25 protein-coding genes and 1 pseudogene are annotated in these 25051 nt (G+C 66.9%); 11 read left to right on the top strand and 15 right to left on the bottom strand.

Going from position 1 to position 25051, the window contains the following annotated elements:
• Positions 1-53: 53 nt before the first annotated feature.
• Entirely contained in the window at positions 54-1508 is a 1455-nt protein-coding gene (locus LVB87_RS07905; protein ID WP_232897447.1) for a bifunctional 2-methylcitrate dehydratase/aconitate hydratase, read from the bottom strand.
• A gap of 158 nt (positions 1509-1666) precedes the next feature.
• Between LVB87_RS07905 and LVB87_RS07900 the strand changes: the two genes are divergently transcribed.
• From LVB87_RS07900 to LVB87_RS07880, 5 genes are all read left to right on the top strand, one after another.
• The gene (locus LVB87_RS07900; protein WP_232897446.1) at positions 1667-2440 is read left to right on the top strand and encodes a class III extradiol ring-cleavage dioxygenase; all 774 of its coding nucleotides are present in this window, start codon (positions 1667-1669) and stop codon (positions 2438-2440) included.
• Between the two features lie 77 nt (positions 2441-2517).
• Complete coding sequence (locus LVB87_RS07895) at positions 2518-4578, top strand: NADPH-dependent 2,4-dienoyl-CoA reductase (protein ID WP_232897445.1); 2061 nt, start codon at positions 2518-2520, stop codon at positions 4576-4578.
• Positions 4579-4626: 48 nt separating this feature from the next.
• A complete protein-coding gene (locus LVB87_RS07890) occupies positions 4627-4986 on the top strand; it encodes a DUF1428 domain-containing protein (RefSeq protein ID WP_232897444.1) in 360 nt (119 codons plus the stop codon).
• A gap of 238 nt (positions 4987-5224) precedes the next feature.
• On the top strand, positions 5225-5683 hold the full coding sequence (locus tag LVB87_RS07885; RefSeq protein ID WP_232897443.1) for a cell wall hydrolase: 459 nt from the start codon (positions 5225-5227) through the stop codon (positions 5681-5683).
• A gap of 87 nt (positions 5684-5770) precedes the next feature.
• A complete protein-coding gene (locus LVB87_RS07880; protein WP_232897442.1) occupies positions 5771-6379 on the top strand; it encodes a glutathione S-transferase N-terminal domain-containing protein in 609 nt (202 codons plus the stop codon).
• A 48-nt stretch (positions 6380-6427) separates the two neighbouring features.
• On the opposite strand, the gene prpC is transcribed toward LVB87_RS07880, so the two are convergent.
• From prpC to LVB87_RS07855, 5 genes are read right to left on the bottom strand one after another with little or no spacing between them, the layout of a single operon-like run.
• Complete coding sequence (gene prpC / locus LVB87_RS07875; RefSeq protein ID WP_232897441.1) at positions 6428-7582, bottom strand: 2-methylcitrate synthase; 1155 nt, start codon at positions 7580-7582, stop codon at positions 6428-6430.
• A 23-nt stretch (positions 7583-7605) separates the two neighbouring features.
• A complete protein-coding gene (locus tag LVB87_RS07870; protein ID WP_232897440.1) occupies positions 7606-8157 on the bottom strand; it encodes a hypothetical protein in 552 nt (183 codons plus the stop codon).
• Positions 8154-9038 (bottom strand): methylisocitrate lyase, encoded by an 885-nt coding sequence (prpB, locus tag LVB87_RS07865; RefSeq protein ID WP_232897439.1) that lies wholly within the window; start codon positions 9036-9038, stop codon positions 8154-8156. Before prpB ends, LVB87_RS07870 begins: the two co-directional genes overlap by 4 nt.
• Before the next feature lie 52 nt (positions 9039-9090).
• Entirely contained in the window at positions 9091-10074 is a 984-nt protein-coding gene (locus LVB87_RS07860; protein WP_232897438.1) for a malate dehydrogenase, read from the bottom strand.
• A gap of 40 nt (positions 10075-10114) precedes the next feature.
• A complete protein-coding gene (locus tag LVB87_RS07855; protein ID WP_232897437.1) occupies positions 10115-11272 on the bottom strand; it encodes an aminotransferase class I/II-fold pyridoxal phosphate-dependent enzyme in 1158 nt (385 codons plus the stop codon).
• A 210-nt stretch (positions 11273-11482) separates the two neighbouring features.
• On the opposite strand from LVB87_RS07855, the gene LVB87_RS07850 reads away from it, so the two are divergent.
• From LVB87_RS07850 to LVB87_RS07840, 3 genes are read left to right on the top strand one after another with little or no spacing between them, the layout of a single operon-like run.
• Entirely contained in the window at positions 11483-12130 is a 648-nt protein-coding gene (locus LVB87_RS07850; protein ID WP_232897436.1) for a hypothetical protein, read from the top strand.
• Positions 12127-13296 (top strand): M48 family metallopeptidase, encoded by a 1170-nt coding sequence (locus tag LVB87_RS07845; protein WP_232897435.1) that lies wholly within the window; start codon positions 12127-12129, stop codon positions 13294-13296. Before LVB87_RS07850 ends, LVB87_RS07845 begins: the two co-directional genes overlap by 4 nt.
• Positions 13296-13877 (top strand): hypothetical protein, encoded by a 582-nt coding sequence (locus LVB87_RS07840; RefSeq protein ID WP_232897434.1) that lies wholly within the window; start codon positions 13296-13298, stop codon positions 13875-13877. The genes LVB87_RS07845 and LVB87_RS07840 overlap by 1 nt, the downstream gene beginning before the upstream one ends.
• A 6-nt stretch (positions 13878-13883) precedes the next feature.
• On the opposite strand, the gene LVB87_RS07835 is transcribed toward LVB87_RS07840, so the two are convergent.
• Positions 13884-14378 (bottom strand): peptidylprolyl isomerase, encoded by a 495-nt coding sequence (locus LVB87_RS07835; protein WP_232897433.1) that lies wholly within the window; start codon positions 14376-14378, stop codon positions 13884-13886.
• Between the two features lie 124 nt (positions 14379-14502).
• Here LVB87_RS07835 and typA point away from each other — a divergent pair, with 124 nt between their 5' ends.
• The 3 genes and pseudogenes from typA to LVB87_RS07820 form a co-directional block, all read left to right on the top strand.
• Positions 14503-16362 (top strand): translational GTPase TypA, encoded by a 1860-nt coding sequence (gene typA / locus LVB87_RS07830; RefSeq protein WP_232897432.1) that lies wholly within the window; start codon positions 14503-14505, stop codon positions 16360-16362.
• Between the two features lie 16 nt (positions 16363-16378).
• The gene (locus tag LVB87_RS07825) at positions 16379-16858 is read left to right on the top strand and encodes a DUF2127 domain-containing protein (protein ID WP_232897431.1); all 480 of its coding nucleotides are present in this window, start codon (positions 16379-16381) and stop codon (positions 16856-16858) included.
• A gap of 78 nt (positions 16859-16936) precedes the next feature.
• Positions 16937-18514 (top strand): annotated as a pseudogene (locus tag LVB87_RS07820) (amidase); the annotation flags it as partial.
• Between the two features lie 124 nt (positions 18515-18638).
• Here LVB87_RS07820 and LVB87_RS07815 read toward each other — a convergent pair.
• The 8 genes from LVB87_RS07815 to rpsM all read right to left on the bottom strand — a co-directional run bounded on the left by LVB87_RS07815 (position 18639) and on the right by rpsM (position 24805).
• Positions 18639-19688, bottom strand: coding sequence for a hypothetical protein (locus LVB87_RS07815; RefSeq protein ID WP_232900392.1), 1050 nt, complete (start codon positions 19686-19688; stop codon positions 18639-18641).
• A complete protein-coding gene (locus LVB87_RS07810; protein ID WP_232900391.1) occupies positions 19685-21079 on the bottom strand; it encodes a 3-deoxy-7-phosphoheptulonate synthase class II in 1395 nt (464 codons plus the stop codon). The genes LVB87_RS07815 and LVB87_RS07810 overlap by 4 nt, the downstream gene beginning before the upstream one ends.
• A 78-nt stretch (positions 21080-21157) precedes the next feature.
• Positions 21158-21664: a disulfide bond formation protein B gene (locus tag LVB87_RS07805; protein WP_232900389.1), complete on the bottom strand. Its 507-nt coding sequence runs from the start codon at positions 21662-21664 to the stop codon at positions 21158-21160.
• A gap of 120 nt (positions 21665-21784) precedes the next feature.
• Positions 21785-22159: a 50S ribosomal protein L17 gene (gene rplQ / locus LVB87_RS07800; protein ID WP_232900387.1), complete on the bottom strand. Its 375-nt coding sequence runs from the start codon at positions 22157-22159 to the stop codon at positions 21785-21787.
• A gap of 177 nt (positions 22160-22336) precedes the next feature.
• Positions 22337-23335 carry a DNA-directed RNA polymerase subunit alpha gene (rpoA, locus tag LVB87_RS07795; protein ID WP_232900386.1) on the bottom strand — a complete coding sequence of 333 codons (999 nt, stop codon included), beginning with the start codon at positions 23333-23335 and terminating at the stop codon, positions 22337-22339.
• Positions 23336-23396: 61 nt separating this feature from the next.
• Positions 23397-24026, bottom strand: a complete 630-nt coding sequence (gene rpsD / locus LVB87_RS07790; protein WP_036167712.1) for a 30S ribosomal protein S4 — start codon at positions 24024-24026, stop codon at positions 23397-23399.
• A 14-nt stretch (positions 24027-24040) separates the two neighbouring features.
• Positions 24041-24436: a 30S ribosomal protein S11 gene (gene rpsK, locus LVB87_RS07785; RefSeq protein ID WP_036167714.1), complete on the bottom strand. Its 396-nt coding sequence runs from the start codon at positions 24434-24436 to the stop codon at positions 24041-24043.
• Positions 24437-24448: 12 nt separating this feature from the next.
• Entirely contained in the window at positions 24449-24805 is a 357-nt protein-coding gene (gene rpsM / locus LVB87_RS07780; protein ID WP_232900384.1) for a 30S ribosomal protein S13, read from the bottom strand.
• Positions 24806-25051: the final 246 nt, after the last annotated feature.

Genomic DNA, 25051 nt, shown 5'->3' with positions numbered 1-25051 from the left:
TTAACGCTAGCATAACGTTTAGGGAGTGCCAACCCCCGTTTGGCGGAACGATTTTATACCCGGTAAAGGTTCAGGAAGTCGGAGATGGGCATGGCTTCGAGGTCGGCCGGCTTGTTCGCCAGGGCCATGAGACGCTCGGCCTGCGCGCCCGGGAGGTGCGCCCGGATCGCCGACTGGAACTTCGCCATGAGCACGGGGATGCCTTCGGCGCGGCGCTTGCGGTGGCCGATCGGGAAATCGATGGACACCTTGTCGGTGCTCGTGCCGTCCTTGAAGAACACCTGCACCGAGTTGCCGATGTAGCGCTTTTCGGCGTCGAAGTAGTCCTTCGTGAACTGCGGGTTTTCCTTCACGACCATCTTGTCGCGCAGGGCGTCGATGCGCGGGTCGGCCGCGACGTCGTCGTTGTAATCGTCGGCGGTGAGTCGGCCGAAGATCAGCGGGACGGCCACCATGTACTGGATGCAGTGGTCGCGGTCGGCGTAGTTGGCCAGCGGGCCGGTCTTGTCGATGATGCGGACGCCGGCTTCCTGCGTTTCGATCTCGATGCGCTCGATGTCGCCGATGCGGGCCTTCACCTGGGTGTGCAGCTGCATCGCGGCTTCCACCGCGGTTTGCGCGTGGAATTCGGCCGGGAAGGAGATCTTGAACAGGACGTTTTCCATCACGTAGCTGCCGAAGGGGCGCTCGAACTGGAACTCCTTGCCCTTGAACGCCACGTCGTAGAAGCCCCAGGTCTTCGCGCTCAGCGCGCTCGGATAGCCCACGACCTTCTTGTTCACCGCGTTCAGCGCGTGCGTCACGGCGCGGCGGCAGGCGTCGCCGGCGGCCCAGCTCTTGCGCGGGCCGGTGTTCGGCGCGTGGCGGTAGGTGCGCAGCACGCCGTTGTCGATCCACGAATGCGAAACGGCGGTGACGATTTCGTCCTTGGTGCCGCCCAGCATTGCGGTGGCCACGGCAGTGGACGCCAGGCGGACGAGGATCACGTGGTCCAGGCCGACGCGGTTGAAGGAGTTCTGCAGCGCGTACACGCCCTGGATTTCGTGGGCCTTGATCGCCCAGCCCAGCACGTCGCGGACGGTGATCGGCTTCTTGCCGCCGTCGCGCAATTCCTGGCGGTTCATCCAATCGGCGACGGCGAGGATCGCGCCGAGGTTGTCCGACGGATGGCCCCATTCGGCGGCGAGCCAGGTGTCGTTGAAGTCGAGCCAGCGCACGAGCGTGCCGATGTTGAAGGCGGCCTGGACCGGGTCGAGTTCCCAGGACGTGCCCGGCACGAGCGCGCCGCCCGGCAGGGTCGCGCCCGGCACGATCGGACCGAGGTGCTTCACGCAGCCTTCGAACTTCATCGCGAGCATCGCGCACGCCAGCGAATCGAGCAGCATGTAGCGCGCGGTGTCGTAGGCCTCCTGGGAGTCGACCTTGTAGTCGACGACGTAGTTGGCGATGTCGACCATCGGCTGGTCGGGGTTCGGGCGGACTGCGGAACGGACGTCGTGGTGGCTCATGCGGGCATCGATGGCGGAGGGAAGCCGCGCATTTTGCCAGACCGGGGGCGAGGCGGACGTCCCGACCATCGGTCGACGTTGCGCGAATGCAACGCACCTGTGCGCCTGCCGAGCTTGGTCCGCGGCCGCCGCGCGCGCATCTTGCGGGCATGGACACGATGCCGACCCTCTTCCTTTCGCACGGTTCGCCGATGCTCGCCGTGCAGGATTCGGCCGCCGGCCGCTTCCTCGACGCGCTCGGCGGCCAACTGCCGAGGCCGCGCGCGATCGTCGTCGCGTCGGCGCATTTCACGGCCGCGCCGACGCACGTCGGTACCGCCGCGTTGCCGCGCACCGTGCACGATTTCGGCGGCTTTCCGCCCGCGCTCTACGACCTGCAATACCCCGCCGCCGGTCTGCCCGTGCTCGCCGACGACCTCGTGCGTCGGATCGGGGACGCGGGCATCACGGTGCGACCTGCGACGGAGCACGGCCTCGATCACGGCGTATGGGTGCCTCTGCGACGCATGTATCCGGACGCCGACATCCCCGTCGTGCCCCTGTCGGTCGATCCGCGCGGCGATGCCGCTGCGCACATCGCGCTCGGTCGCGCGCTGGCCGGCCTGCGCGAGGACGGCGTCCTCGTGATCGGCTCGGGCGGCTTCGTCCACAACCTGGGCGACCTGGATTGGCAGCATCCGGATGCCCCGCTCGCCCCCTGGGCCGCCGAATTCGCCGACTGGATGCGCGGGCGCCTGCGCGAGCATGACGTCGACGCGCTCGCCGACTGGCATGCACGCGCACCGCACGCCCGCCATGCGCATCCGACGGTCGAGCACCTGATGCCCTTGTTCGTCGCCCTCGGCGCCGCGGGCGATGCGCCGACCATGCGCCACCTCCACCAGTCGCATGAATTCGGGTCGCTGGCGCTGGACGCCTTCGCCTTCGACTGACACCCCGCACCGCCGCCTGCTTGAGCGGCGGCGCGAATGCAGGCATCGTGCGCGCTCCCGTACGCCGGCGTATGCGCATGTCTGCCCTTCTCGAACCGACTGGCTCCACGCACGCCGCCGCCGACACGCCCTACCCCCACCTGTTCCGCCCGCTCGACCTCGGCTTCGCGACGCTGCGGAACCGCATCCTGATGGGCTCGATGCACACGGGGCTGGAGGACCGGGCGAAGGATTTCCCGAAGCTCGCCGCCTACTTCGCCGAACGTGCCGAAGGTGGCGCGGGGCTGATCGTCACCGGCGGTTTCGCGCCGAACATCGTGGGCTGGCTGAAGCCCTTCGCCGGCAAGTTGTCCTGGCGGCACGAAGTGCGGCCGCATCGCCAGGTCACGCAGGCGGTGCATGCGCATGGCGCGCACATCTGCCTGCAGTTGCTGCACGCCGGACGCTACGCCTACCACCCGCTGTCGGTCGCGCCGTCGAAGCTGAAAGCGCCGATCAATCCGTTCACGCCGCGCGCCTTGTCGGCGCGTGGTGTCGAACGCCAGATCGATGCCTATGCGCACGCGGCGAAGTTCGCGCGCGAAGCGGGCTACGACGGCGTGGAGGTGATGGGTTCGGAGGGTTACCTCATCAACCAGTTCACCGTGTCGCGCACCAACAAGCGCAGCGATGCGTGGGGCGGCGACACGGCGCAGCGCATGCGCTTCGCGGTGGAGATCGTGCGGCGCGTACGCGAAGCGTGCGGGCCGGATTTCATCATCGTCTATCGCCTGTCGATGCTCGACCTGGTCGAAGGCGGCTCGGACTGGAATGACATCGTGCTGCAGGCGCAGGCGATCGAGGCCGCGGGCGCGACGATCCTCAACACCGGCATCGGTTGGCACGAGGCGCGCATTCCGACGATCGCCACGTCGGTGCCGCGCGCCGCGTTCACCGGCGTGACGGCGAAGCTGCGCCCGCACGTGCGCCTGCCGCTGGTCGCCACCAACCGCATCAACATGCCGGATGTCGCCGAAGGCGTGCTCGCTTCGGGCGGCGCGGACCTGGTGTCGATGGCGCGCCCGCTGCTGGCCGATCCGCAGTGGCCGAACAAGGCGCGCGCCGGACGCGCATTCGCGATCAACACCTGTATCGCGTGCAACCAGGCATGCCTGGACCACGTATTCGAGAACAAGCGCGCGAGTTGCCTGGTGAATCCGCGCGCATGCGCGGAAACCGAACTTGTCGTGAAGCCCGTGCAAGCCGCGCGCCGCATCGCAGTGGTGGGCGCCGGTCCCGCGGGCCTGGCCTGTGCGACCGAAGCCGCCGCGCGTGGCCATCGCGTCGCTTTGTTCGACATGGCGAACGACATCGGCGGCCAGTTCAACCTCGCCAAGCGCATTCCGGGCAAGGAGGAATTCCACGAGACGCTGCGTTACTTCCGCCATCGCATCGCGGAGACGGGCGTGGAGCTGCGCCTCGGTACCCGCGTGGAAGCCGACACGTTGCAGGGGTTCGACGCGGTGGTGCTCGCGACCGGCGTCATGCCGCGCGGCGTATCGTTCGCGGGCGCGACACATCCGAAGGTCGTGTCCTACCTCGACGTGTTGGAAGGCCGCGTCGCATGCGGGCCGCGCGTGGCGATCGTCGGCGCGGGGGGCATCGGCTTCGACGTCGCCGAATTCCTCGTGCACGAAGGCCCCTCGCCTTCCCTCGATGCGAAACGCTGGATGGCCGAATGGGGCATCGACGCGTCCTTCCAGGCGCGCGGCGGTCTTGCCGTCGCGCGACCGGAACCGCCTGCGCGCGCGGTGTGGTTGCTGCAGCGCACCGAAGGCCGCCCCGGCGCGCGGCTGGGCAAGACGACGGGATGGATCCATCGCGCGACGCTGAAGGCCAAGGGCGTGCGCATGTTGGGCGGTGTCGAATACCTCGGCGTCGACGATGCAGGCCTGCGCATCCGCGTCGACGGCAGCGAGCAATGCCTCGATGTCGACCACGTCGTCGTCTGCGCAGGCCAGGAACCGCGACGCGAGCTGCTCGATCCCTTGCAGGCGGCTCGATGCGAGGTCCACGTGATCGGCGGCGCCGATGTCGCGGCCGAACTCGACGCCAAGCGCGCCATCGACCAGGGCACCCGTCTCGCCGCACGGCTTTAACGCCTGCAAGCGCACCGTTGGCGGTCCCAGCCGCCCCGGAGGTGCTCCATGTACATCGATGGCTATGTCCTGCCCGTGCCCAAAGCGAAGCTCGCGGCCTACAAGAAGATGGCCAAGAAGGCCGCCGCCGTATGGAAGGAATACGGCGCCATCGAGATCGTCGAGAGCGTCGAAGACGATGTGCAACCCGGCAAGGTCACCAGTTTCCCGCAGGCCGTGAAGCGCAAGACCGGCGAGGTCGTGGTCTTCTCCTGGATCATCTACAAGACGAAGGCCGCGCGGAATCGCATCAACAAGCAGGTCATGAAGGACCCGCGACTGGCCGCCATGATGACGAATCCCAAGGACCTGCCCTTCGACGGCAAGCGCATGTTCTGGGGCGGCTTCAAGCCGATGGTGTGGGAATGAGGCACCGGCACCGGCCGTAGCGCATTCACATAAAAAACACAAGTAACTCAGCAGCTTACGCGAGCCGTTCAGGAACGGTTGGGAAACCGATCGTTACCGTGCGCACACTTTTTCACCCGGCGCCCCTTCGCGGGCGCCCCGGGCAAAGGCAGCCGACAGAGCCGCCGCCCTCCCCAGTACGCCATGCCGCACCGGTCGATCCATTGGCCGACGGCGCAACGGAGCAAGGAGTCCGACGATGAAGCTGGCCTGGATCCTCTGGCTGTCGCAGGTATTGCCGCAGCCGGCTGCAGACTCGCTGTGCCTGAGCACGACCGTCTACCTGGAATCGCGCGACCAGTCCGCGATCGGCCAGCAGGCGGTCGCCGAAGTCGCCCTGCGTCGCCGCGACAGCGGCCTGTGGGGCGACAACCTGTGTTCGGTGGTCACCGCGCGCAAACAGTTCGCCCCCACTCTCGTTCCAGCAGGCACGCGCCTGCGCGGCGGCGAAGCGTGGGCACAGGCGGTGACCATCGCGCTGGAGGCCGAACGCAACTGGGCCCTGCCCGATGGCCAGCGCAAGGAGATCGTGCCGGGCGCGAGCCACTTCGCCGCATCCGCGATCGCCAGCCCCTCGTGGCGCAACGCGTATCAAGTGGCCACGATCGGCGACCACACCTTCTATCGCGTGCAGTCGCTGCGCCCGCGCCACGGTTGAACCGACAACGATTCGTTGCAGCAGGCGCGGTTGTCGCTCGGCGCCCGCACGCCGATCATCGCGGCTTCAACGCAAAGGAGCCGCTGCATGAAGTTGTATTACACGCCGGGCACGTGCGCGCTCGCCGACCACATCGCGCTCGAATGGATCGGTGAACCGTTCGACGCCCAACTGGTCTCGCGCGAAGAGCGCAAGCAACCGGCCTACCTCGCGATCAATCCAGCGGGCGCGGTGCCTGCGCTGATCATCGGCGACTGGATCCTCACCCAGAACGTCGCGATCCTGAACTACCTCGCCGACAAGCATCCGGAATCGAAACTGGGCGGCGACGGCACGCCGGAGTCACGCGCCGTCGTGAACCAGTGGCTCTCGCTGGTGAACTCGGATGTGCATCCTTTGTTCAAGGTGTGGTTCGGCAGCGTCGCCTTCCTCGACCAGGACGACATCGACACCGTGCAGGCGAACACGCGCGTGCAGTTGCGCACGCTGTTCGAGCGCATCGACCGTCAGCTGGACGGCAAGCAGTGGGTGACGGGCACGCGTTCGATCGTCGATCCGTACCTGTTCGTGGTGCTGCGCTGGGCCAGGGCGCTGAAGGTCGATCTCAAGGGACTGGACCACCTGCATGCGTTCTTCGATCGCATGGAAGCGGATCCCGGTGTCCGGAAGGCGCTCGAAGCCCAGGGCCTCAAATGAAGAAAGGCCGCGCAGTGCGCGGCCTTTCCTTTTGCATCGGCGAAGCGATCAGCGCTTCTCGATCGGCACGTAGGCGCGATCTTCCGGCCCGATGTAGTTCGCGCTCGGGCGGATGATCTTGCCGTCCTCGCGCTGCTCGATCACGTGCGCGCTCCAACCGGTGGTGCGCGCGATGACGAACAGCGGCGTGAACATCGGCGTCGGGATGCCCATCATGTGGTAGGCCGAGGCGCTGTACCAATCCAGGTTCGGGAACATCTTCTTCATGTCCCACATCAGCGTCTCGATGCGCTCGCTCACGTCGAACAGCACCTGGTTGCCGCCGTCGGCGCACAGCTTGCGCGAGATCTCCTTGATGATCGGATTGCGCGGGTCGCCCACGGTGTAGACCGGGTGGCCGAAGCCGATGACGATTTCCTTGCGCTCCACGCGCGCGCGGATGTCGGCTTCGGCTTCATCGGCCGAGTCGTAGCGCGAGATGATGTCCATCGCCACTTCGTTCGCGCCGCCATGCTTCGGGCCGCGCAGCGCGCCGATCGCGCCGGTGATGCACGAATGCATGTCCGACCCGGTGCCGGCGATCACGCGCGCGGTGAAGGTGGACGCGTTGAACTCGTGTTCGGCGTAGAGGATGAGCGACTTGTCGAGCGCATCGGCGTGCAGCTTCGACGGCGGCTCGCCGTGCAGCAGGTGCAGGAAGTGGGCGGCGACGTTGTCGTCGTCGGTCTCCACGTCGATGCGGCGGCCGTTGCGCGTGAAGTGCCACCAGTACAGCAGCATCGAACCGAAGCTCGCGATGAGCTTGTCGGCCAGGTCACGCGCTTCGGAGGCCGGATGGCCTTCGCGCTCCGGCAGCACCGTGCCGAGCACCGAGCAGCCGGTGCGCATCACGTCCATCGGGTGGGCGTTGGCGGGCACGAGCTCGAGCGCTTCCTGCACGATCGCCGGCAGGCCGCGCAGGCGCGCAAGCTTGGTCTTGTACATCTTCAGCTGCGAGGCGGTAGGCAGCACGCCATGCACGAGCAGGTGCGCGACTTCCTCGAAGGTCGACTTCGTCGCCAGGTCGTGGATGTCGTAACCACGGTAATGCAGGTCGTTGCCGCTGCGGCCGACGGTGCACAGCGCGGTGTTGCCCGCAGCGGTGCCGCTCAGCGCGACGGACTTCTTGGGCTTGAAGCCCGGTGCCGGGGTGTTGTCGCTCATGTCTTGCTCCTGTCTTGCATCCATCAGTTTTCGAAGTCGGTCGGACCGGCTGCGGGGCAGCGATCGACCGGCCGTTGGACATCGTCCATGGACTGGCTGTAATTGCTCGTGGACCAGCATTCGTTCAACGCCGAGCAGTAGCACAGCATCAGCTTGACGCGATCGCCCATGTGGTGGCGCAGCACGACGAACTGGCTGGCGTCGCTCGGCAGCAGGTACGGCACGTCGTCGCCGGGCGAGAGCACCATCCCGGAGAGCGAACTGTACTTCTGCCCCGGATCCTTCAGGCCGAGCTGCGTGAGCGCCTTGCCCCAGTTGCGCACCGGCTTGCCGTCCACGGTGACGCGCACGGACTGGATCACCGCCGGGCCCACGCCCTTGTTGGCGATATGGAACTCACCCAGGGAGCCCGCGTTGTAGAGCAATACGCGCGGCCACACCTGCGCGCGGATCTGCTCGCGCTGCAGGACCGCGGTGTATGCCGCCACGCCCACGGCCACCAGGCCGATCAGCACCGCCGAGATCGCAGTGATGCGATCCCAGTCGGTATGCGGGGTGGCGGGCGCTTCGCTCACTTGGCCGGCTTGGCGAACAGCGCGTCGAGCTTGTCCTCGTACGCGTGGTAACCCAGGAAGTCGTACAGCTCGGCGCGCGTCTGCAGCGTGTCGATGATGTTCTTCTGCGTGCCTTCGCGGCGCACGGTTTCGTAGAAGTGCAGCGCGCCCTTGTTCATCGCGCGGTACGCACCGCAGCAGTACAGCGCGATGTCCACGTTGGCCGAGCGCAGCTCGTCGGTGGTGAAGAACGGCGTCGAACCGAACTCGGTGAGGTTGGCCAGGATCGGCACCTTCACCGCGGCCTTGAAGCGCTTGTAGTCCTCGAGCGTCTTCATCGCCTCGGGGAAGATCATGTCCGCGCCGGCTTCGACGTACGCGCAGGCGCGGTCGATCGCCGAATCGATGCCTTCCACCGCGGCAGCGTCGGTGCGCGCCATGATCACGAAGCTTTCGTCCGTGCGCGCGTCCACCGCGGCTTTCACGCGGTCGACCATTTCGTCCTTGGTCACCACTTCCTTGCCCGGGCGATGGCCGCAGCGCTTCTGCCCGACCTGGTCTTCCATGTGCACGGCGGCGACGCCGATGTTGGTGAAGTTGCGGATCGCGCGCGCGATGTTGAAGGCGCCGCCCCAGCCCGTGTCGATGTCGACGAGCAGCGGCATCTGCGCGGCATCCACGATGCGGCGCGCATCGATCAGCACGTCTTCCATCGTGCTGATGCCGAGGTCGGGCATGCCGAGCGAATTGGCGGCCACGCCGCCGCCGGACAGATACAGCGCCTTGTAGCCCGTGCGCTTGGCCATCAGGCCGGCGTACGCGGTGATGGCGCCCATCACCTGCAGCGGGGATTCTTCTTTGACGGCGCTGCGGAAGCGCGCGCCAGCGGTCAGGTGCGTCATGTCATGCATCCACAAGTGACGAGGCGACCTTGCGGTCGCCTCGGTAAGTCGCTTACAGCAGGTGCGCCACGCCGGCGCGCTCTTCCTCGAGCTCGGCCAGCGTCTTGTCCATCCGCTCGCGGCTGAAGTCGTCGATCGGCAGGTCGCGGATCATCGTGTACTCGCCGTTCTCGGTGGTCACCGGGAAACCGTAGAGCACGTCCTTCGGAATGCCGTAGCTGCCGTCGGACGGAATGCCCATCGTCACCCACTTGCCGTTGCTGCCGAGCACCCAGTCGCGCACGTGGTCGATGGCCGCATTCGCAGCCGACGCCGCCGACGACAGGCCGCGCGCTTCGATGATCGCCGCGCCGCGCTTGCCGACCTTCGGGATGAAGTCGTTGGCGTTCCAGTCGGCGTCGTTGATCTTGTCCTTCAGCGAGCCGCCCTTGGCGGTGGCGAAGCGGTAATCCGGATACATCGTGGGCGAGTGGTTGCCCCACACGACCAGCTTGTCGATGTCGGCCACCTGCACGCCGGCCTTGATGGCCAGCTGCGACAGCGCGCGGTTGTGGTCCAGGCGCAGCATGGCGGTGAAGTTCTTCGCCGGCAGGTTCGGCGCGGACTTCATCGCGATGTAGGCGTTGGTGTTCGCCGGGTTGCCGACGACCAGCACCTTCACGTTGCGCGAGGCGACATCGTTCAGCGCCTTGCCCTGCTCGGTGAAGATCTTGGCGTTCTCGAGCAGCAGGTCCTTGCGCTCCATGCCCGGGCCGCGCGGACGCGCGCCGACGAGCAGGGCGACGTCGGCGTCCTTGAACGCGACGCGCGGATCGTCCGTGCCGACCATGCCGGCGAGCAGCGGGAACGCGCAGTCCTCGAGTTCCATCATCACGCCCTTGAGCGCGGCCTGGGCCTTCTCGAGCGGCAGTTCCAGCATCTGCAGGATGACGGGCTGGTCCTTGCCGAGCATTTCGCCGGAGGCGATGCGGAACAGCAGGGCGTAGCCGATCTGGCCGGCGGCGCCGGTCACGGCAACACGGACGGGTTGCTTCATTGCGATTGCTCCGACAAAACGAATTACAGGGAGAGGTGGCTTACTTCAGTTCGGCGAAGAACTGCTGGATGCGTTCCAGGCCCGGCGCGAGCTGCGGCGTCGGGCACGTGTAGCTGATGCGCATCGCGCGCGGTTCGCCGAAGGCCGAACCCGGCACGCACGCCACGCCCTTGGCTTCGAGCAGCGCGTTGCACAGGTCGATGTCGTTGTTGATCGCAAGGCCGGTGGGGCCATGCGTCTTGCCGTAGAAGGCGCTGACGTCCGGGAACACGTAGAACGCGCCTTCCGGACGCGGGCACACGATGCCCGGGATCTGCGCGAGCGCGGCCAGCACTTGGTCGCGCTTGGCCTGGAACTCGGCGTTCTTCGCGGCCGGCACGTCCTGCGGACCCGTGAGCGCAGCGATCGCCGCGGCGGTCACGACTTCCGGGATATTGGTGATGTGGTTGGAGTTCATCGTCGCCACGGCATTCGCCACGACTTCCGGGCCGGCCATGAAGCCGACGCGCCATCCGGGCATGCCGTAGGTCTTGGACAGCGAATCGATGAAGATCACGCGGTCGCGCAGTTCGGGGCGCGAATGCACGAAGTTGTGGTAGCCCAGGCCGTCGAACACCATGCGGTTGTAGATGTCGTCGGTGATGACCCAGGTCTCCGGGTACTTGGCGACGACGTCGGCGAGCGCGGCGATTTCTTCCTTCGTGTACACCATGCCCGTCGGGTTGGACGGGTTGTTGAACAGGAAGACCTTCGGCTTCTTCGCCAGCGCGGCGTCGAGCTGCGCGGGCTTCATCTTGTAGTCCTGGCTGGCCGGGCACGGCAGCAGGTCGATCTTCGCGCCGGCGATTTCGGCGATGTCGAAATAGCTGGTCCAGTACGGCGTCGCGAAGCAGATGGTGTCGCCTTCGTCGAGCAGCGCTTCGGCGAGGTTGTAGATGACGTGCTTGGCGCCGATCCCGGTGGCGACGTTCTTCCTTGTGTAGCCGTTCAGGCCCACCTGCTCCATGTGCTTGATGAACGCGTCCAGGAGCGCATCGGCGCCGCGGTTGCTGCCGTACTGGCCGGTGTCTTTCGCCAGTGCGTCACGGGCGGCCGCATAGACGTGGTCTCCCGGGAGGAAGTTCGGCACGCCGATCGAAAAGCTGATGATGTCGCGGCCTTCGGATTTGAGACGCTTGGCCTTTTCGGCCACCAACATGATTGCGCTAGGCTTGGCGCGACCCATGCGCCGGGCGAGAGCAGGCATCGGGGAAAGACCTCTGGGGACGGGCTCGACGGGGCTGTCACGGACAGCCGGGGGAAGCACGAAATGCTAGCACAGCGGACGTCATTCGCCGGACCCGTTCGCCACCCCGCACCGGGGTGGATCCTCGCTCTGCTGCTGTCACTGCTGGCCCTGGGCGGCTGCATGTCGACGCAGGTCCGCCAGGCGCAGGACACGGCGGGCCACCCGGTCCCGATCACCGGGACCATCGTCCTCGTGGAACCGGACATCGAGCTCTCCGCGGTGGGCGTGGGCGGCATGGAAGAACCCCGCAAGGAGTGGTCGGACGCGGCGCGTCGCGAATTCCCGGCCGCTGCCCGCCAGTTGCTCGCCGCCCAGGGCATTGCGCTGCGCCCCGACTTCACCCTGCCCCACGACGCCGGCCCCGAGAACCCGTTGCGCCAGCTCCAGCTGCTGAACCAGGCCGTCTCGATCAGCATCCTCAACTACGGCCGCGGAAACGCGCTGCGCAACAAGCACGGCAAGTTCGACTGGACGCTCGGCCCAGGCGTCGCCGCGCTGCGCGAGGCCACGGGGGCCGACTACGCGTTGTTCACCTACATCCGCGACAGCTACACCAGCGGCGGGCGTGCGGCGATGCGGGTGATCGCCTTCCTGCTGCTCGGCGGCGACATCGGCGGCGGCATGCAGACCGGCCTGGCTTCGCTGGTCGACCTGCGCACCGGCCAGGTGGTGTGGCACAACCTGCTGGTCGACCAGACCGGCGACCTGCGCAATCCGGCCGGTGCGCAGCAAACCGCGGGCCACCTGCTCAAGGGCATCCGCCGATGACGCGCGCCCATGCCCTCCTCGTCGCCGCCTGCCTCGCCCTCGCGGCCTGCGCGAGCAGCCAACCCATGCGCAAGAACACGCCCGGCACCACGCCCGTGGCGGGCACCGACGAATCCGAACTCTGGTACGCGATGGAACGCGAGGAGGAAGACCTCAAGCGCTCGCCCATGCGCGTGCGCGACCCGGCATTGAACGATTACGTGCGCAGCGTGGCGTGCACCGCCGCGCAGGATTACTGCAAGGACCTGCGCGTCTACATCATGAACGTGCCCGCCTTCAACGCGAGCATGGCGCCGAACGGCGCGATGATCGTCTGGACGGGCGCCTTGCTGCGCATGCGCAACGAAGCCGAACTCGCCTTCGTGCTCGGCCACGAAGCCGGCCACTTCCGCGCGCAGCACACGCTACGGCAATGGCGGCGCATGAAGGACACGAGCGCCTTCCTCAGCGCCTTCCAGATGCTCGCCTACGGTTACGGAATGCCGAACACCGCGATGCTCGGCAGCCTCGGCATCTACGCCACCGTCTTCAAGTTCAGCCGCGACATGGAACGCGAAGCCGACCACATCGGTTTCGCCGCGATCGTGGCGCAAGGCTACGACCCGAAGGCCGGCGCCGACTTGTGGGCGCGCATGCTGCGCGAAGAACAGACTGCGAAGTACGCCAGCCACAGCACCGTGTTCGCCACCCACCCCGCGACGCAGGAACGCCTGGACGACGTGCGCGCCGCCGCAGCCGCGGTGCCGAACCCCGGAACCAAACGCAACGCGACGCAATTCCGCGCGGCCACGCGACCCTTCCTCGAAGGTTGGCTCGTCGCCGAACTCGCGCAGCGTCGCTATGCGAGTTCGCAACTGGTGATCCAGGAACTGCTCGACGATGCACCGCCGGAAGATCGCGGCGTGCTGACGTTCTATCTCGCCGAAGCGTATCGCCGCCACGATGCACCGGGCGAACGCGACAAGGCGGCGGGCCTGTACGCGCAGGCCGTCGCGATGCCGGGTGCGCCGGCAGCGGCATGGCGCGAACACGGATTCGCACTCGCGAAGTCGGGCGACAAACCCGGCGCGCGCGATGCGTTCCAACGTTACCTGTCGGTCGCGCCGCAGGCGGACGACCGCGCATTCGTGCAACGCGAACTCGACAAGCTGGGAGGCACGCAGTGATGCGCACGATGCATGCGTTGTTGCTCGGTGCGTGCATCGCGCTGGGCGGATGCGCCAGCGTGGGCAACACCAGCCCGCTGGTCGCCACCGGCGCACAGCGCGCGGGCAAGCTCACGATCCAGAGCGAAATGGAATGGACGCGCGCCGCCGGTTCGCGTTACCAGATGTGGACGATCGACGGCGAACTGCTGAACCTGCTCTACCTGGTGCCGACGGTGAAGGAGGGCGAATACATCTTCCTCGGCCAGCGCGAGAGCAAGCGGCGACCCGACGGGCCCTACTACCACCATGGCCTGCGCGAAGACGAAATCCGCGACCTGATCTCCGACGGCCTGGCCAGCGCCGGCTTCATCGGCATCCAGGCGACCAACCTGCGGCCGGCCACCTTCGGCGGCCGCGCGGGCTTGCGCTTCGAAGTGACGATGGCGAACCCCGATGGCCTCGCCTACCAGGGACTCGTCGCGGCGTTCGAACACGACGAGGGGCTGACGCTCGCGATCTTCATCGCCCCGCGGGAGTACTACTTCCCGCGGGACGGAGAGAAGGTGTCGAGGATGCTCGACACCATGCATTGGGAGTGACGGCGGTCAGGCCGCGAGGATCCTGTTCCACTCCGCCACGCGGTCGGCCTTCGCCGCCAGCACCGCATCGGCGTCGCCTTCGATCTTCACGCTGTTGATCTTGTCGCCCTGCTTCACCGCGTCCACGACGTCCAGGCCTTCGACGACCTTGCCGAACACGGTGTGCTTGCCGTCGAGCCAGGGGGTGGCCACGTGGGTGATGAAGAACTGGCTGCCGTTGGTGTTCGGGCCGGCGTTGGCCATCGACAGGACGCCGCGGTCATGGCGCAGGCCATTGGCGGTCTCGTCCTCGAAGCGGTAGCCCGGGCCGCCGCGGCCGGAGCCCTCGGGGCAGCCGCCCTGGACCATGAAATCGGGGATGACCCGGTGGAAGTTCAGCCCGTCGTAGAAGCCGCGCTTGGCCAGGTTCACGAAGTTCGCCACGGTCAGGGGCGCCTTGTCCGGGGCCAGTTCGATGCGGATCGGGCCGCGGGCGGTATCGAAAACGGCAGTAAGCGACATTGGCGGAGCCTCCGGACTGGGGGAAACGAGGAAGGATACGCCAGTCAGCGTGGCGCCTCCGCCCACGGGTATACTTGCCGGCTTCTCAACGTCCCCCTACGCGTCTCCCCGGCGCGCATTCAGCATGTCCGCCAACGATTCCGTAGAACGCCTCCGCAATATCGCCATCGTCGCCCACGTCGACCATGGCAAGACCACCCTCGTCGACCAGCTGCTCAAGCAGTCGGGCACGCTCAACGAGCGCGCCGTGGTCCCGGACCGCGTGATGGACAGCAACGACCTCGAAAAGGAACGTGGCATCACGATCCTGTCGAAGAACACCGCGATCCGCTGGACCAACCCGAAGACGGGCGAGGTGTGGCGCATCAACATCGTCGACACCCCGGGCCACGCCGACTTCGGCGGCGAGGTCGAGCGCGTGCTGTCGATGGTCGACTCGGTGCTGATCCTCGTCGACGCGATGGACGGCCCGATGCCGCAGACGCGCTTCGTGACGCAGAAGGCGTTCGCGATGGGCTTCAAGCCGATTGTCGTGGTCAACAAGGTCGACCGCCCCGGCGCGCGCGCCAGCTGGGTGCTCGACCAGACCTTCGACCTGTTCGACCGCCTCGGCGCCACCGACGACCAGCTCGACTTCACCACCGTCTACGCCTCGGGCCTGCAGGGCTACGCCGGCATGGACGAGAGCGTGCGCGACGGCGACATGACCGCGCTGTTCGAAGCGATCTGCGAACACGTGCCTGCCCCGCCGGTCGATCCGGCCGGCCCGTTCCAGATGCGCATCACGTCGCTGGACTACAACAACTACGTCGGCATCATCGGCGTCGGTCGCATCCAGCGCGGCAAGATCAAGACCAACCAGCAGGTCACCGTCGTCGATCGCGAAGGCAAGACCCGCAACGGCAAGGTGCTGCAGGTGCTCGGCTTCATGGGCCTTGAGCGCGTGGAAGTCGGCGAAGCGCAGGCCGGCGACATCATCGCGATCTCCGGCGTGGAAGGCCTCGGTATTTCCGACACGCTGTGCGAGCCGGGCGCCGTCGAACAGCTGCCCGTGCTCACCGTCGACGAACCCACGATCTCGATGACCTTCCAGGTCAACGATTCGCCGTTCGCCGGCGTGAAGGATCGCAGCGGCGGCAAGTTCCTCACCTCGCGCCAGCTGCGCGACCGCCTGACGCGCGAGACGCAGCACAACGTCGCGCTGAAGGTCGAGGACACGGCCGACGCCGACAAGTTCAAGGTGAGCGGCCGCGGCGAACTGCACCTGTCGATCCTCATCGAGAACATGCGCCGCGAAGGCTATGAGCTCGCGGTGTCGCGTCCCGAAGTGATCATCAAGGAAATCGACGGCGTGGTGTCCGAGCCGTTCGAATCGCTCGTCTGCGACATGGAAGAACAGTTCCAGGGCGGCGTGATGGGTCGCCTCGGCGAGCGCAAGGCGATCCTCACGAACATGGAACCCGACGGCAAGGGACGCGTGCGCCTGGATTACATGATCCCCGCGCGCGGCCTGATCGGTTTCCAGACCGAGTTCCGCACGCTGACCGCCGGCACCGGCCTGCTCTTCCACGTCTTCGACCATTACGGCCCGAAGTCGGAAGGCCAGATCGGCCAGCGCCAGAACGGCGTGCTGATCTCCAACGGCACGGGCCCCTCGCCTGCGTACGCGCAAATCGCGATGCAGGAACGCGGCCGCCTCTTCATCGAGCCGGGCGAAGAAATCTACGAAGGCCAGATCGTCGGCATCAACAGCAAGGACAACGACCTCACCGTCAACGCCTTGCGCGGCAAGCAGCTGACCAACTTCCGCGCCTCCGGCAAGGACGACGACGAAGGCCTGATCCCGGCGATCAAGTTCTCGCTGGAGCAGGCGCTGGAGTTCATCGACGACGACGAACTCGTCGAGATCACGCCGAAGGCCATTCGCCTGCGCAAGAAGTTCCGCAGCGAAACCGATCGCAAGCGCGCGTCGCGAGCTGCCTGACCGACCTGCCGCGCGAATGGACGCACCCCGCGGCGAACGGCCTTATGTGCACGATCCGCGGGCCCACCCGGGCCTGCGGGTCATCGCGCTGATCGAAGGCGCCAAGGGCCTGCTCGCGCTGTCGGCGGCGAGCGGGCTCGAGATCATCGGCCCCATCCCGCTCAAGCGTTGGGCGGAAGACCTGATCCGCTACTTCCAGCTCGAGCCCACGCACGGCGCAATGGCCTGGCTGGCCAACGCCATCAATCCCCATTCGGTGCACCTGGCCGCGGCCGCGGTCGGCGCCTACGGCGTGCTGCACCTGATCGAAGCCTGGGGCCTGTGGCGCGACAAGGCCTGGGCCTCGTGGCTGGGCTGCATCGCCGCCTCGATCTACCTGCCCTTCGACATCTACGCCCTGATCCGCCACCCCGGCTGGGTCGCCCTGGTGGTGTTGGGCGTCAACGTGATCATCGTCTGGGTGCTCGCACGCGACCTGCGCAAGCGCCGTCTCTGACGGCGCCGGCCTATTGCCGCCGGGTGGCGGCCGCGTAATGCTCCGCCCCTGCGGCAACCGCCGCCCAGGGGAATCGCCATGCGCCTTGCCTTGCTCTCCCTCGCGGTCCTCGCGACCGTGGCCTGCCAACCGCGCGAAGCCACCGCGCCCGCCGCCGACAAAGCGGCCGCTGCATCGAAAGCAGAACCCGCAAAACCCGCTGCCTTCGCCTACGACGAAGCCGACATCGCAGGCCTGCAGGCGCGCATGGCGCGCGGCGAACTCACGAGCCACGCATTGGCGCAGGCCTACCTGGATCGCATTGCGGCGATCGACAAGGCGGGCCCGACGCTCAACTCGGTCATCGAACTCAATCCCGATGCACTGAAGGAGGCCGACGCGCTCGACGCCGAACGCAAGGCCGGCAAGGTGCGCGGCCCGATGCACGGCATCCCGGTGCTGCTGAAGGACAACATCGATGCGACGCCGATGGTGAACTCCGGCGGCTCTCTCGCGCTCGCCGACAACAAGCCCAAGCGCGACGCCTTCCTCGTGCAGCGCCTGCGCGCCGCCGGCGCGGTGATCCTGGGCAAGACCAACCTCAGCGAATGGGCGAACTTCCGCTCCACGCGCGCGAGCTCCGGCTGGAGCGGACGCGGCGGACAAACGAAGAACCCCTACGCGCTCGATCGCAATCCCTGTGGTTCGAGTTCGGGCACGGGCACGGCGATCGCGTCGAACCTCGCGGTCGTCGGCGTCGGCACGGAAACCGACGGCAGCATCATCTGTCCTGCGTCGGTGGCGGGCCTCGTCGGATTGAAGCCGACGGTGGGCCTGGTGAGCCGCGACGGCATCATTCCGATTTCCAGCACGCAGGACACGGCGGGCCCGATGACGCGCACCGTGGCCGATGCGGCGACGATGCTCGCGGCCATGGTCGGCCGCGACGACAACGACGTGGCCACCGACAACAGCGTCGGCAAGGCGGTGTTCGATTACCACGTGCGCCTGGATCCGAATGCGCTGCAGGGCGTGCGCATCGGCGTGCTGCGCAAGGAAATGGGCTTCCATCCCGACGTCGATGCGGCGATGGAACGCGCGATCGCGATGCTGAAGTCGGGTGGCGCGGAAGTGGTCGACGCGGAGATTCCGACGAAGGGCCAGTGGGACGACCCGGAATTCCAGGTGCTGCTGTACGAATTCAAGGCGGGCGTGGAGCATTACCTGCAGGCGCATGACGCGGGGCCGAAGACGCTCGCGCAGCTCATCGAATTCAACAAGGCGCATGCGGACCAGGAGATGCCCTACTTCGCGCAGGAACTCTTCGAGAAGGCGAACGCGAAGGGCCCGCTTGGTGAAGCGGCGTACCTGGAGGCGCGCGCGAAGTCGAAGCGACTGGCCGGGCCCGATGGCATCGATGCGGCGTTGAAGAAGGACAACCTGGACGTGCTGATCGCGCCGGCGATGTCGCCTGCGTGGCCGACCGACCAGGTGCTCGGCGACCACTTCGTCGGCGCGGGGTATGGCGTGGCCGCGGTCGCGGGCTATCCGAGCCTGACGGTGCCGATGGGCGACAGCCACGGGCTGCCGATCGGGATCGTGTTCATCGGGCCGGCGTGGAGCGAAGCGAAGCTGCTGTCGATCGGCAATGCGTACGAACAGCGCAGCAAGGCGCGTCGTCCGCCGCAGTTCCTGCCGACGGTGACCTTGGGGAAGACGGCGTTGCCGGAGAATGCCAACGCGATGCCGGTGTGGACGACGGCTGCGCCCGGGTCAACCGCGGCGCAGCCGGCTGCAGCCTCTACGGCGTCGCAGCCTGCGCCGGTGTCGACGGCGAAGGCCCCGGCGAAGCAGTAATTCGGGCGATGCGGCCCTTGTCGCCGCTCGCCCAGGCGACGCCATCGGCGATGTCGATGGCGTCGTAGCCGGTGTCGGACAGCGGTCGCCACTTCGCGCGTGCGTTGGGCGCTGGCTCAAGTGCATCGACGCCGGTCGGACCGACGGCGATGCAGCGCTGGAAGGCGAAGCACGCCGCGCCAGAGCGATAACCGCGCGGCGGCGGCAGTGGCTCGACATACGTGCCATGCGCCGCGAGCTTTACCCAGGCGGCGCTTCCAACAGCCTCGTGTTCAAAGTCGCCACCGACGAGCAACACGACGCCCCCGAGGCTCGCCATCGAGAAGATGCCGGCCGCTGGAATGCGGTTCGGCATCTTCGTGTCGAGCGCGTGCCACCCTTCCGGCGTCGACCACTGTACGCGTGAAGCGGCGCCGCCTCCGGCGATGAAGACTTGCTGGTGATCCGCACGCGCAATGCATGTCCCGCTCGCCGCAAACGCCGCTTCGTCCTTCAGTGCTTCCGGTCCGTTCGCTTGCAGCGCCCACGTGCGACCGCCGTCCTGCGTTTCCCGGATCTGATAGCGGCCATCGACAGGATCGCCAAGCATCCAGCCCTTGTCGCCTTCGAACACCATGCAATCGAAGAACGCGCGTTCGTCGTCGTTCTTCAACGTCAGTGCCCAGGTCTTGCCACCGTCCTCGGTGCGATACACGCGCGACGCTTCCCCCGGGCCGATGCTCAGCACCACGGCGGTGTCCGCATCGAAGCCTTCGATGTCGCGGAAGTCGAGCGACTTCGCATCGGGCACCGACACGTTGGTCCAGTGCGCACCACCGTCGAGGGTGCGCAACACCGTGCCTTCGCGACCGCTCGCCCATGCGGTGTTCGCATCGACGGCGGAAATGCCGCGCAGCCGCACCTGCACGCCGCTGTCCTGCGGCGTGACCGTCGCCTGCGCGAAGGCCACCGGCGCGGCGAGCGCCAGCGCCGTGGCCGCCAGTGCGCGCCTCACGCCTGCACCGGCTTCATCAATTGCGCCTGCTTGCGCACGATCAGCATCGCGATCTCCAGGGCCTGTTCGTAGTTCAGGCGCGGGTCGACCGTCGAGCGATACGCGCGTTCGAGATCCCGTTCGGTGAGCTCGCGTGCGCCACCGAGGCACTCGGTGACGTCCTCGCCGGTGAGCTCGAGATGCACGCCGCCAAGCCGCGTGCCCGCGGCCGCGTGCAGTTCGAAAGCTTGTTCGAGTTCGCTGCGGATGTTGGTGAAGCGGCGCGTCTTGAAGCCGTTCGCCGTGCTCTCCGTATTGCCGTGCATCGGATCGCAGATCCACAGCACGCGTCGGCCTTCGCGGCGCACGACGTCGAGCAACGCGGGGAGTTTCGAAGCGATGTTCGCCGCGCCCATGCGATGGATGAGCGTCAGGCGGCCGGGTTCGTCTTCCGGATTCAGCGCATCGACCAGGCGCATCAGTGCATCCGGCGCGACGCTCGGCCCGACTTTCACGGCGATCGGGTTGCGGATGCCACGGAAGTACTCGACGTGCGCGCCTTCCAGCGCCGCGGTGCGCATGCCGATCCAGGGGAAGTGCGTGCTGAGGTTGAACCAGCCCCATTGGCGCGGGACCTGGCGCGTCTGCGCTTCTTCGTAGGGCAGCAACAAGGCTTCGTGCGAAGTGTAGAAGTCCACGCGATTGAGGTTGTGCACCTGCGCGCCGGACAGCGTTTCCATGAAGCGCACGGCATCGCCGATGCTCGCGACCATGCGGTGGTATTCGTCGGCGAGCGAGGAATGGCCGACCCAACGCAGGTCCCAGTATTCGGGATGGTGCAGGTCGGCGAAGCCGCCGTCGATCAGCGCGCGGACGAAGTTCATCGTCATCGCAGAGCGCGCGTGCGCCTTGATCATGCGGCGCGGATCGGGCACGCGGTCTTCTTCGGTGAATTCCGGCGCGTTGATGATGTCGCCGCGATAGCTCGGAAGTGTCACGCCGTTGCGCGTTTCATCGTCGGTCGAACGCGGCTTCGCGTACTGGCCCGCGAAGCGGCCGACGCGCACCACCGGCACGCGCAGGCCGTGCACGAGCACGAGGCTCATCTGCAGCAGCACCTTCAGGCGATTGGAGATCACGTCCGAGCTGCACTCGGCGAAACTCTCCGCGCAATCGCCGCCCTGCAACAGGAAGCGCTTGCCTTCCTGCGCGTCGGCGAGGTGTTGCTTCAGCGCGATGATTTCCCAGGACGTGACCAGCGGCGGCAGCGCGCGCAGTTCACCGAGCGCGGTTTCCAGCGCAATGGGATCGGGATACGTCGGCATCTGCAGCGCGGGTCGCGTGCGCCAGCTGGCGGGCGACCAGTCTTTCGGCAGATGGACGGGATGCAGGGGAACGGTGGGGGTAGCCATGGGACGACGCCATCTATGTTGCAGTGCGTCGTCCCATCATCGTCCCCGCGCCGGCGTGTCGCAACCGGCGCGCGCGGTTCAGCGACGGAAGGCCGTGATGGCGGCCCAGAGGGCCAGCAGCACGAACCACAGCAGCGCCCATGCCGGCATCGACAGGCCGAGGAAATGCCAGTCGACCTTGGCGCATTCGCCCGAACCGGTGAGCACCTGGCGGACGACGTCGGCCAGCGGGCTGGCTTCCATCATGAACTCCAGCGGCGGGCCGCAGGACGGCACCTGGTCGGGCGGGAGGTGCGTGAGCCATACGTGGCGACCGGCAATGCCGATGCCCGCCAGCGCAGGGATGAGCGCGACGATGCCCCAGGCGCGACGCCCCGTCGTGCCGCGTGGCGCGAACAGGCCCCCGAGGAGGAACACGACGCCCAGTGCCGCGAACGCGATGCGCTGGAAGATGCACAGCGGACACGGCTGCAGGTACCAGTGGAACTGCGAGAACAGCGCGAATCCGATCAGGCCCGCGCACGCGAGGAACCCGAGGAGGAAGCGCAGGCGGAAGGAGGTGACGGCGGCGGCGTTGTTTTTCATGCGCGCCAGCGTGCATAAGCCGGCGGCAATTGGGAAGTGCTCGTCGTGCCTTCGTGCGCACGAAAAAAAGAACCCCGGCGCGAGGCCGGGGTCCTGGTGTCTTGCTTTGCAGCGAATCGCTTACTCGGTGGCCGCGTCCGGGCGGTCGACGAGTTCGACGTACGCCATCGGCGCATTGTCGCCAGCGCGGAAGCCGCACTTGAGGATGCGCAGGTAGCCGCCCGGGCGGGAGGCGTAGCGCGGGCCGAGCTTGGTGAACAGGTTGCCCACGGCTTCCTTGTCGCGCAGGCGCGAGAAGGCAAGGCGGCGATTGGCAACGCCGTCGGTCTTGGCGAGCGTGATCAGCGGCTCGGCGACGCGACGGAGTTCCTTCGCCTTCGGGAGCGTGGTGCGGATCAATTCGTGCTTGAACAGCGAAGCAGCCATGTTGCTGAACATCGCGTCGCGATGGGCGCTGGTGCGGCTGAACTTGCGGCCGGCTTTCTGGTGGCGCATGGGTAGGTTTCCTTATGAATCTTGTGTCGTTGGATTTCGCTGTCGCCTTCCTGGCGTTGCAACTTGGACTGCGCTGGCCCTCGCCGACCCTCCGTGGGCGGCGTACCGCGCGACTTCAGTCGCGTCGGGGTTGAAACTTGCGCACGCGCGGCAGGCCGCGCGTGCGCAATGTGTTGCTTAGCCCATCATCCCGTGCGAGGCGATGCCCGCCGGCGGCCAGTTTTCGAGCTTCATGCCGAGCGAAAGGCCACGCTGCGCGAGGACTTCCTTGATCTCGGTGAGCGACTTCTTGCCGAGGTTCGGCGTCTTGAGCAGTTCGACTTCCGTCTTCTGGATCAGGTCGCCGATGTAGTAGATGCTCTCGGCCTTGAGGCAGTTGGCCGAACGCACGGTCAGCTCGAGGTCGTCGATCGGACGCAGCAGGACCGGATCCACGCCGCTCGCCTGCGGCTTCGCCGCGCCGCGGTCGCGGTGCGTGAAGTCGCCGAACACCGACAGCTGGTCGCTGAGGATGTCGGCGGCGGTGCGCACGGCTTCCTCGGCGTCGATCGTGCCGTTGGTTTCGATGTCCAGGACCAGCTTGTCCAGGTCGGTGCGCTGCTCCACGCGCGCCGCTTCAACGGCGTACGCAACGCGGCGGACCGGCGAGAACGAGGCGTCCAGCATCAGGCGGCCGATCGCGCGGGTCTCTTCGTCCGGACGACGACGGGCGGCGGCCGGCTGGTAGCCGAACCCACGCTCGATCTTCAGGCGCATGTTCAGCGCCGTGTCCTTGGTGAGGTGCGCGATCACGTGCGCCGGATTCAGGATCTCGACGTTGTGGTCGGTGCGGATGTCGCCGGCGGTGACGACGCCCGGGCCCTGCTTGGCCAGGCTCAGGGTCGCCGAATCACCGGTGTGCATGCGGATCGCGACGTCCTTGAGGTTCAACAACACCTCGAGCACGTCTTCCTGCAGGCCTTCGACCGTCGTGTATTCGTGCAGCACGCCGTCGATCTCGACTTCCGTGATGGCGAAGCCGGGGATCGAGGAGAGCAACACGCGACGCAGTGCATTGCCGAGCGTGTGGCCGTAACCGCGCTCCAGCGGTTCGATCACGACCTTTGCGCGGTTTTCGGCGATGCGCTCGATCTGCGGGCCACGGGGGCGCAGGACTTGGTTGGCGGTAACCGTCATGTTTCGGTGTCTCCAGTGACCATCGCCCCGTCGGGCGATGGTTGTTTCAAACGGCAGTCGGTTACTTCGAGTAAAGCTCGACGATCAGCGCTTCGTTGATGTCGGCCGGAAGTTCGGCACGATCCGGCACGGCCTTGAACACGCCAGCGAACTTCTTCGCGTCGACTTCGACCCACGCCGGCGACAGATCCATCTGCTGCGCGACGGTGACCGATTCCTGCACGCGAAGCTGCTTCTGCGCGCGCTCGGACAGGGCGATCGCATCGCCCGCCTTGACGGCGTAGGACGGCAGGTTCACCGGCTTGCCGTTCACCGTGACGCCACGGTGCGACACCAGCTGGCGCGCGGCCGGGCGGGTGACGGCGAAGCCCATGCGGTAGACGACGTTGTCCAGGCGGGTCTCGAGGAGCTGCAGCAGGTTTTCACCCGTGTTGCCCTTCTTCGTCGAGGCCTTCTTGTAGTAGTTGCGGAACTGACGCTCCAGCAGACCGTAGATACGCTTGACCTTCTGCTTTTCGCGCAGCTGGGTGGCGTAGTCGGACAGCTTGCCCTTGCGGGCGGTGGCGCCGTGCTGGCCGGGCTTCTGCTCCAGCTTGCACTTCGAATCGAGCGCGCGCGCGGGCGACTTGAGGCCGAGATCGGCGCCTTCGCGACGGGCGAGCTTACAGGTGGGACCAATGTAACGAGCCATGGTTCTTCAGCTCCTCAGACGCGGCGCTTCTTCGGCGGACGGCACCCGTTGTGCGGGATAGGCGTCACGTCGATGATGTTGGTGATCTTGTAGCCGACGTTGTTCAGCGAACGCACGGCGGATTCACGACCGGGACCCGGGCCCTTGATGCGGACCTCGAGCGACTTGACACCGTAGTCGAGCGCAGCGCGCCCGGCCTTTTCGGCGGCGACCTGCGCGGCGAACGGGGTCGACTTGCGCGAACCGCGGAAACCCGCGCCGCCCGAAGTCGCCCACGACAGCGCGTTGCCCTGGCGGTCGGTGATCGTGACGATGGTGTTGTTGAACGAAGCGTGGACGTGGGCGACGCCGTCGGTGACGACGCGCTTGATCTTCTTCTTCGTTTTTGCGGCAGCTGCCGGCTTGGCCATGGTGTGGGTTCCTTACTTCTTGATGGCCTTGCGCGGACCCTTGCGGGTACGGGCATTGGTCCGGGTGCGCTGGCCGCGCAGCGGAAGACCGCGGCGGTGACGCAGGCCGCGATAGCAGGCCAGGTCCATGAGGCGCTTGATGGCCATGCCGATTTCGCGGCGCAGGTCACCTTCCACGACGTACTTGCCGACTTCCGAGCGCAGGCGCTCGACTTCCGGCTCGGACAGGTCGCGGATCTTGGTGTTGGACGCAACGCCGGCGGCGTCGCAGACCTTCTTCGAACGGGTACGGCCGATGCCGTAGATGCTTTGCAGCCCGACCCAGACATGCTTCTGGGCAGGCAGGTTGACGCCCGCAATACGCGCCATGACGCGATCTCCAAAACTTTGGTGGCGGCCGGACTGTTCGATCCGGCGAGGGAACACGAAATTTTAGCTGGGTCCCGTGGAACTTGGAAGTCCCGGACCAAAATGGTCCGAAACCCGGCATGGGGAGTGTGCCCATGCTCCGGCGACGGTATCCGGACTGCCCGACCCCTGCGGCGAACCCCGCCTGGGCCTTGCCCCGCGCGCTACTCCGGCGCGCGGTCTGGTCCGGACCCACCCGCCCACGGG

The sequence above is a fragment of the Lysobacter sp. KIS68-7 genome, from assembly GCF_021284745.1.
Lineage (GTDB): Bacteria > Pseudomonadota > Gammaproteobacteria > Xanthomonadales > Xanthomonadaceae > Noviluteimonas.
This window is presented reverse-complemented; position numbering and strand designations above follow the sequence as displayed.

Bases quoted from the DNA above. Each gene is read 5' to 3' on its own strand.
- rplQ (WP_232900387.1), bottom strand. From the start codon at position 22,159: ATGCGCCACCAGAAAGCCGGCCGCAAGTTCAGCCGCACCAGCGCCCAT.
- LVB87_RS07805 (WP_232900389.1), bottom strand. From the start codon at position 21,664: ATGAAAAACAACGCCGCCGCCGTCACCTCCTTCCGCCTGCGCTTCCTC.
- rpsD (WP_036167712.1), bottom strand. From the start codon at position 24,026: ATGGCTCGTTACATTGGTCCCACCTGTAAGCTCGCCCGTCGCGAAGGC.
- typA (WP_232897432.1), top strand. From the start codon at position 14,503: ATGTCCGCCAACGATTCCGTAGAACGCCTCCGCAATATCGCCATCGTC.
- rpoA (WP_232900386.1), bottom strand. From the start codon at position 23,335: ATGACGGTTACCGCCAACCAAGTCCTGCGCCCCCGTGGCCCGCAGATC.
- LVB87_RS07840 (WP_232897434.1), top strand. From the start codon at position 13,296: ATGCGCACGATGCATGCGTTGTTGCTCGGTGCGTGCATCGCGCTGGGC.
- LVB87_RS07845 (WP_232897435.1), top strand. From the start codon at position 12,127: ATGACGCGCGCCCATGCCCTCCTCGTCGCCGCCTGCCTCGCCCTCGCG.
- LVB87_RS07885 (WP_232897443.1), top strand. From the start codon at position 5,225: ATGAAGCTGGCCTGGATCCTCTGGCTGTCGCAGGTATTGCCGCAGCCG.
- LVB87_RS07900 (WP_232897446.1), top strand. From the start codon at position 1,667: ATGCCGACCCTCTTCCTTTCGCACGGTTCGCCGATGCTCGCCGTGCAG.
- prpC (WP_232897441.1), bottom strand. From the start codon at position 7,582: ATGAGCGACAACACCCCGGCACCGGGCTTCAAGCCCAAGAAGTCCGTC.
- LVB87_RS07855 (WP_232897437.1), bottom strand. From the start codon at position 11,272: ATGTTGGTGGCCGAAAAGGCCAAGCGTCTCAAATCCGAAGGCCGCGAC.
- LVB87_RS07890 (WP_232897444.1), top strand. From the start codon at position 4,627: ATGTACATCGATGGCTATGTCCTGCCCGTGCCCAAAGCGAAGCTCGCG.
- LVB87_RS07880 (WP_232897442.1), top strand. From the start codon at position 5,771: ATGAAGTTGTATTACACGCCGGGCACGTGCGCGCTCGCCGACCACATC.
- LVB87_RS07810 (WP_232900391.1), bottom strand. From the start codon at position 21,079: ATGGCTACCCCCACCGTTCCCCTGCATCCCGTCCATCTGCCGAAAGAC.
- LVB87_RS07860 (WP_232897438.1), bottom strand. From the start codon at position 10,074: ATGAAGCAACCCGTCCGTGTTGCCGTGACCGGCGCCGCCGGCCAGATC.
- prpB (WP_232897439.1), bottom strand. From the start codon at position 9,038: ATGACGCACCTGACCGCTGGCGCGCGCTTCCGCAGCGCCGTCAAAGAA.
- LVB87_RS07850 (WP_232897436.1), top strand. From the start codon at position 11,483: ATGTCGACGCAGGTCCGCCAGGCGCAGGACACGGCGGGCCACCCGGTC.
- LVB87_RS07835 (WP_232897433.1), bottom strand. From the start codon at position 14,378: ATGTCGCTTACTGCCGTTTTCGATACCGCCCGCGGCCCGATCCGCATC.
- rpsM (WP_232900384.1), bottom strand. From the start codon at position 24,805: ATGGCGCGTATTGCGGGCGTCAACCTGCCTGCCCAGAAGCATGTCTGG.
- LVB87_RS07905 (WP_232897447.1), bottom strand. From the start codon at position 1,508: ATGAGCCACCACGACGTCCGTTCCGCAGTCCGCCCGAACCCCGACCAG.
- rpsK (WP_036167714.1), bottom strand. From the start codon at position 24,436: ATGGCCAAGCCGGCAGCTGCCGCAAAAACGAAGAAGAAGATCAAGCGC.
- LVB87_RS07825 (WP_232897431.1), top strand. From the start codon at position 16,379: ATGGACGCACCCCGCGGCGAACGGCCTTATGTGCACGATCCGCGGGCC.
- LVB87_RS07895 (WP_232897445.1), top strand. From the start codon at position 2,518: ATGTCTGCCCTTCTCGAACCGACTGGCTCCACGCACGCCGCCGCCGAC.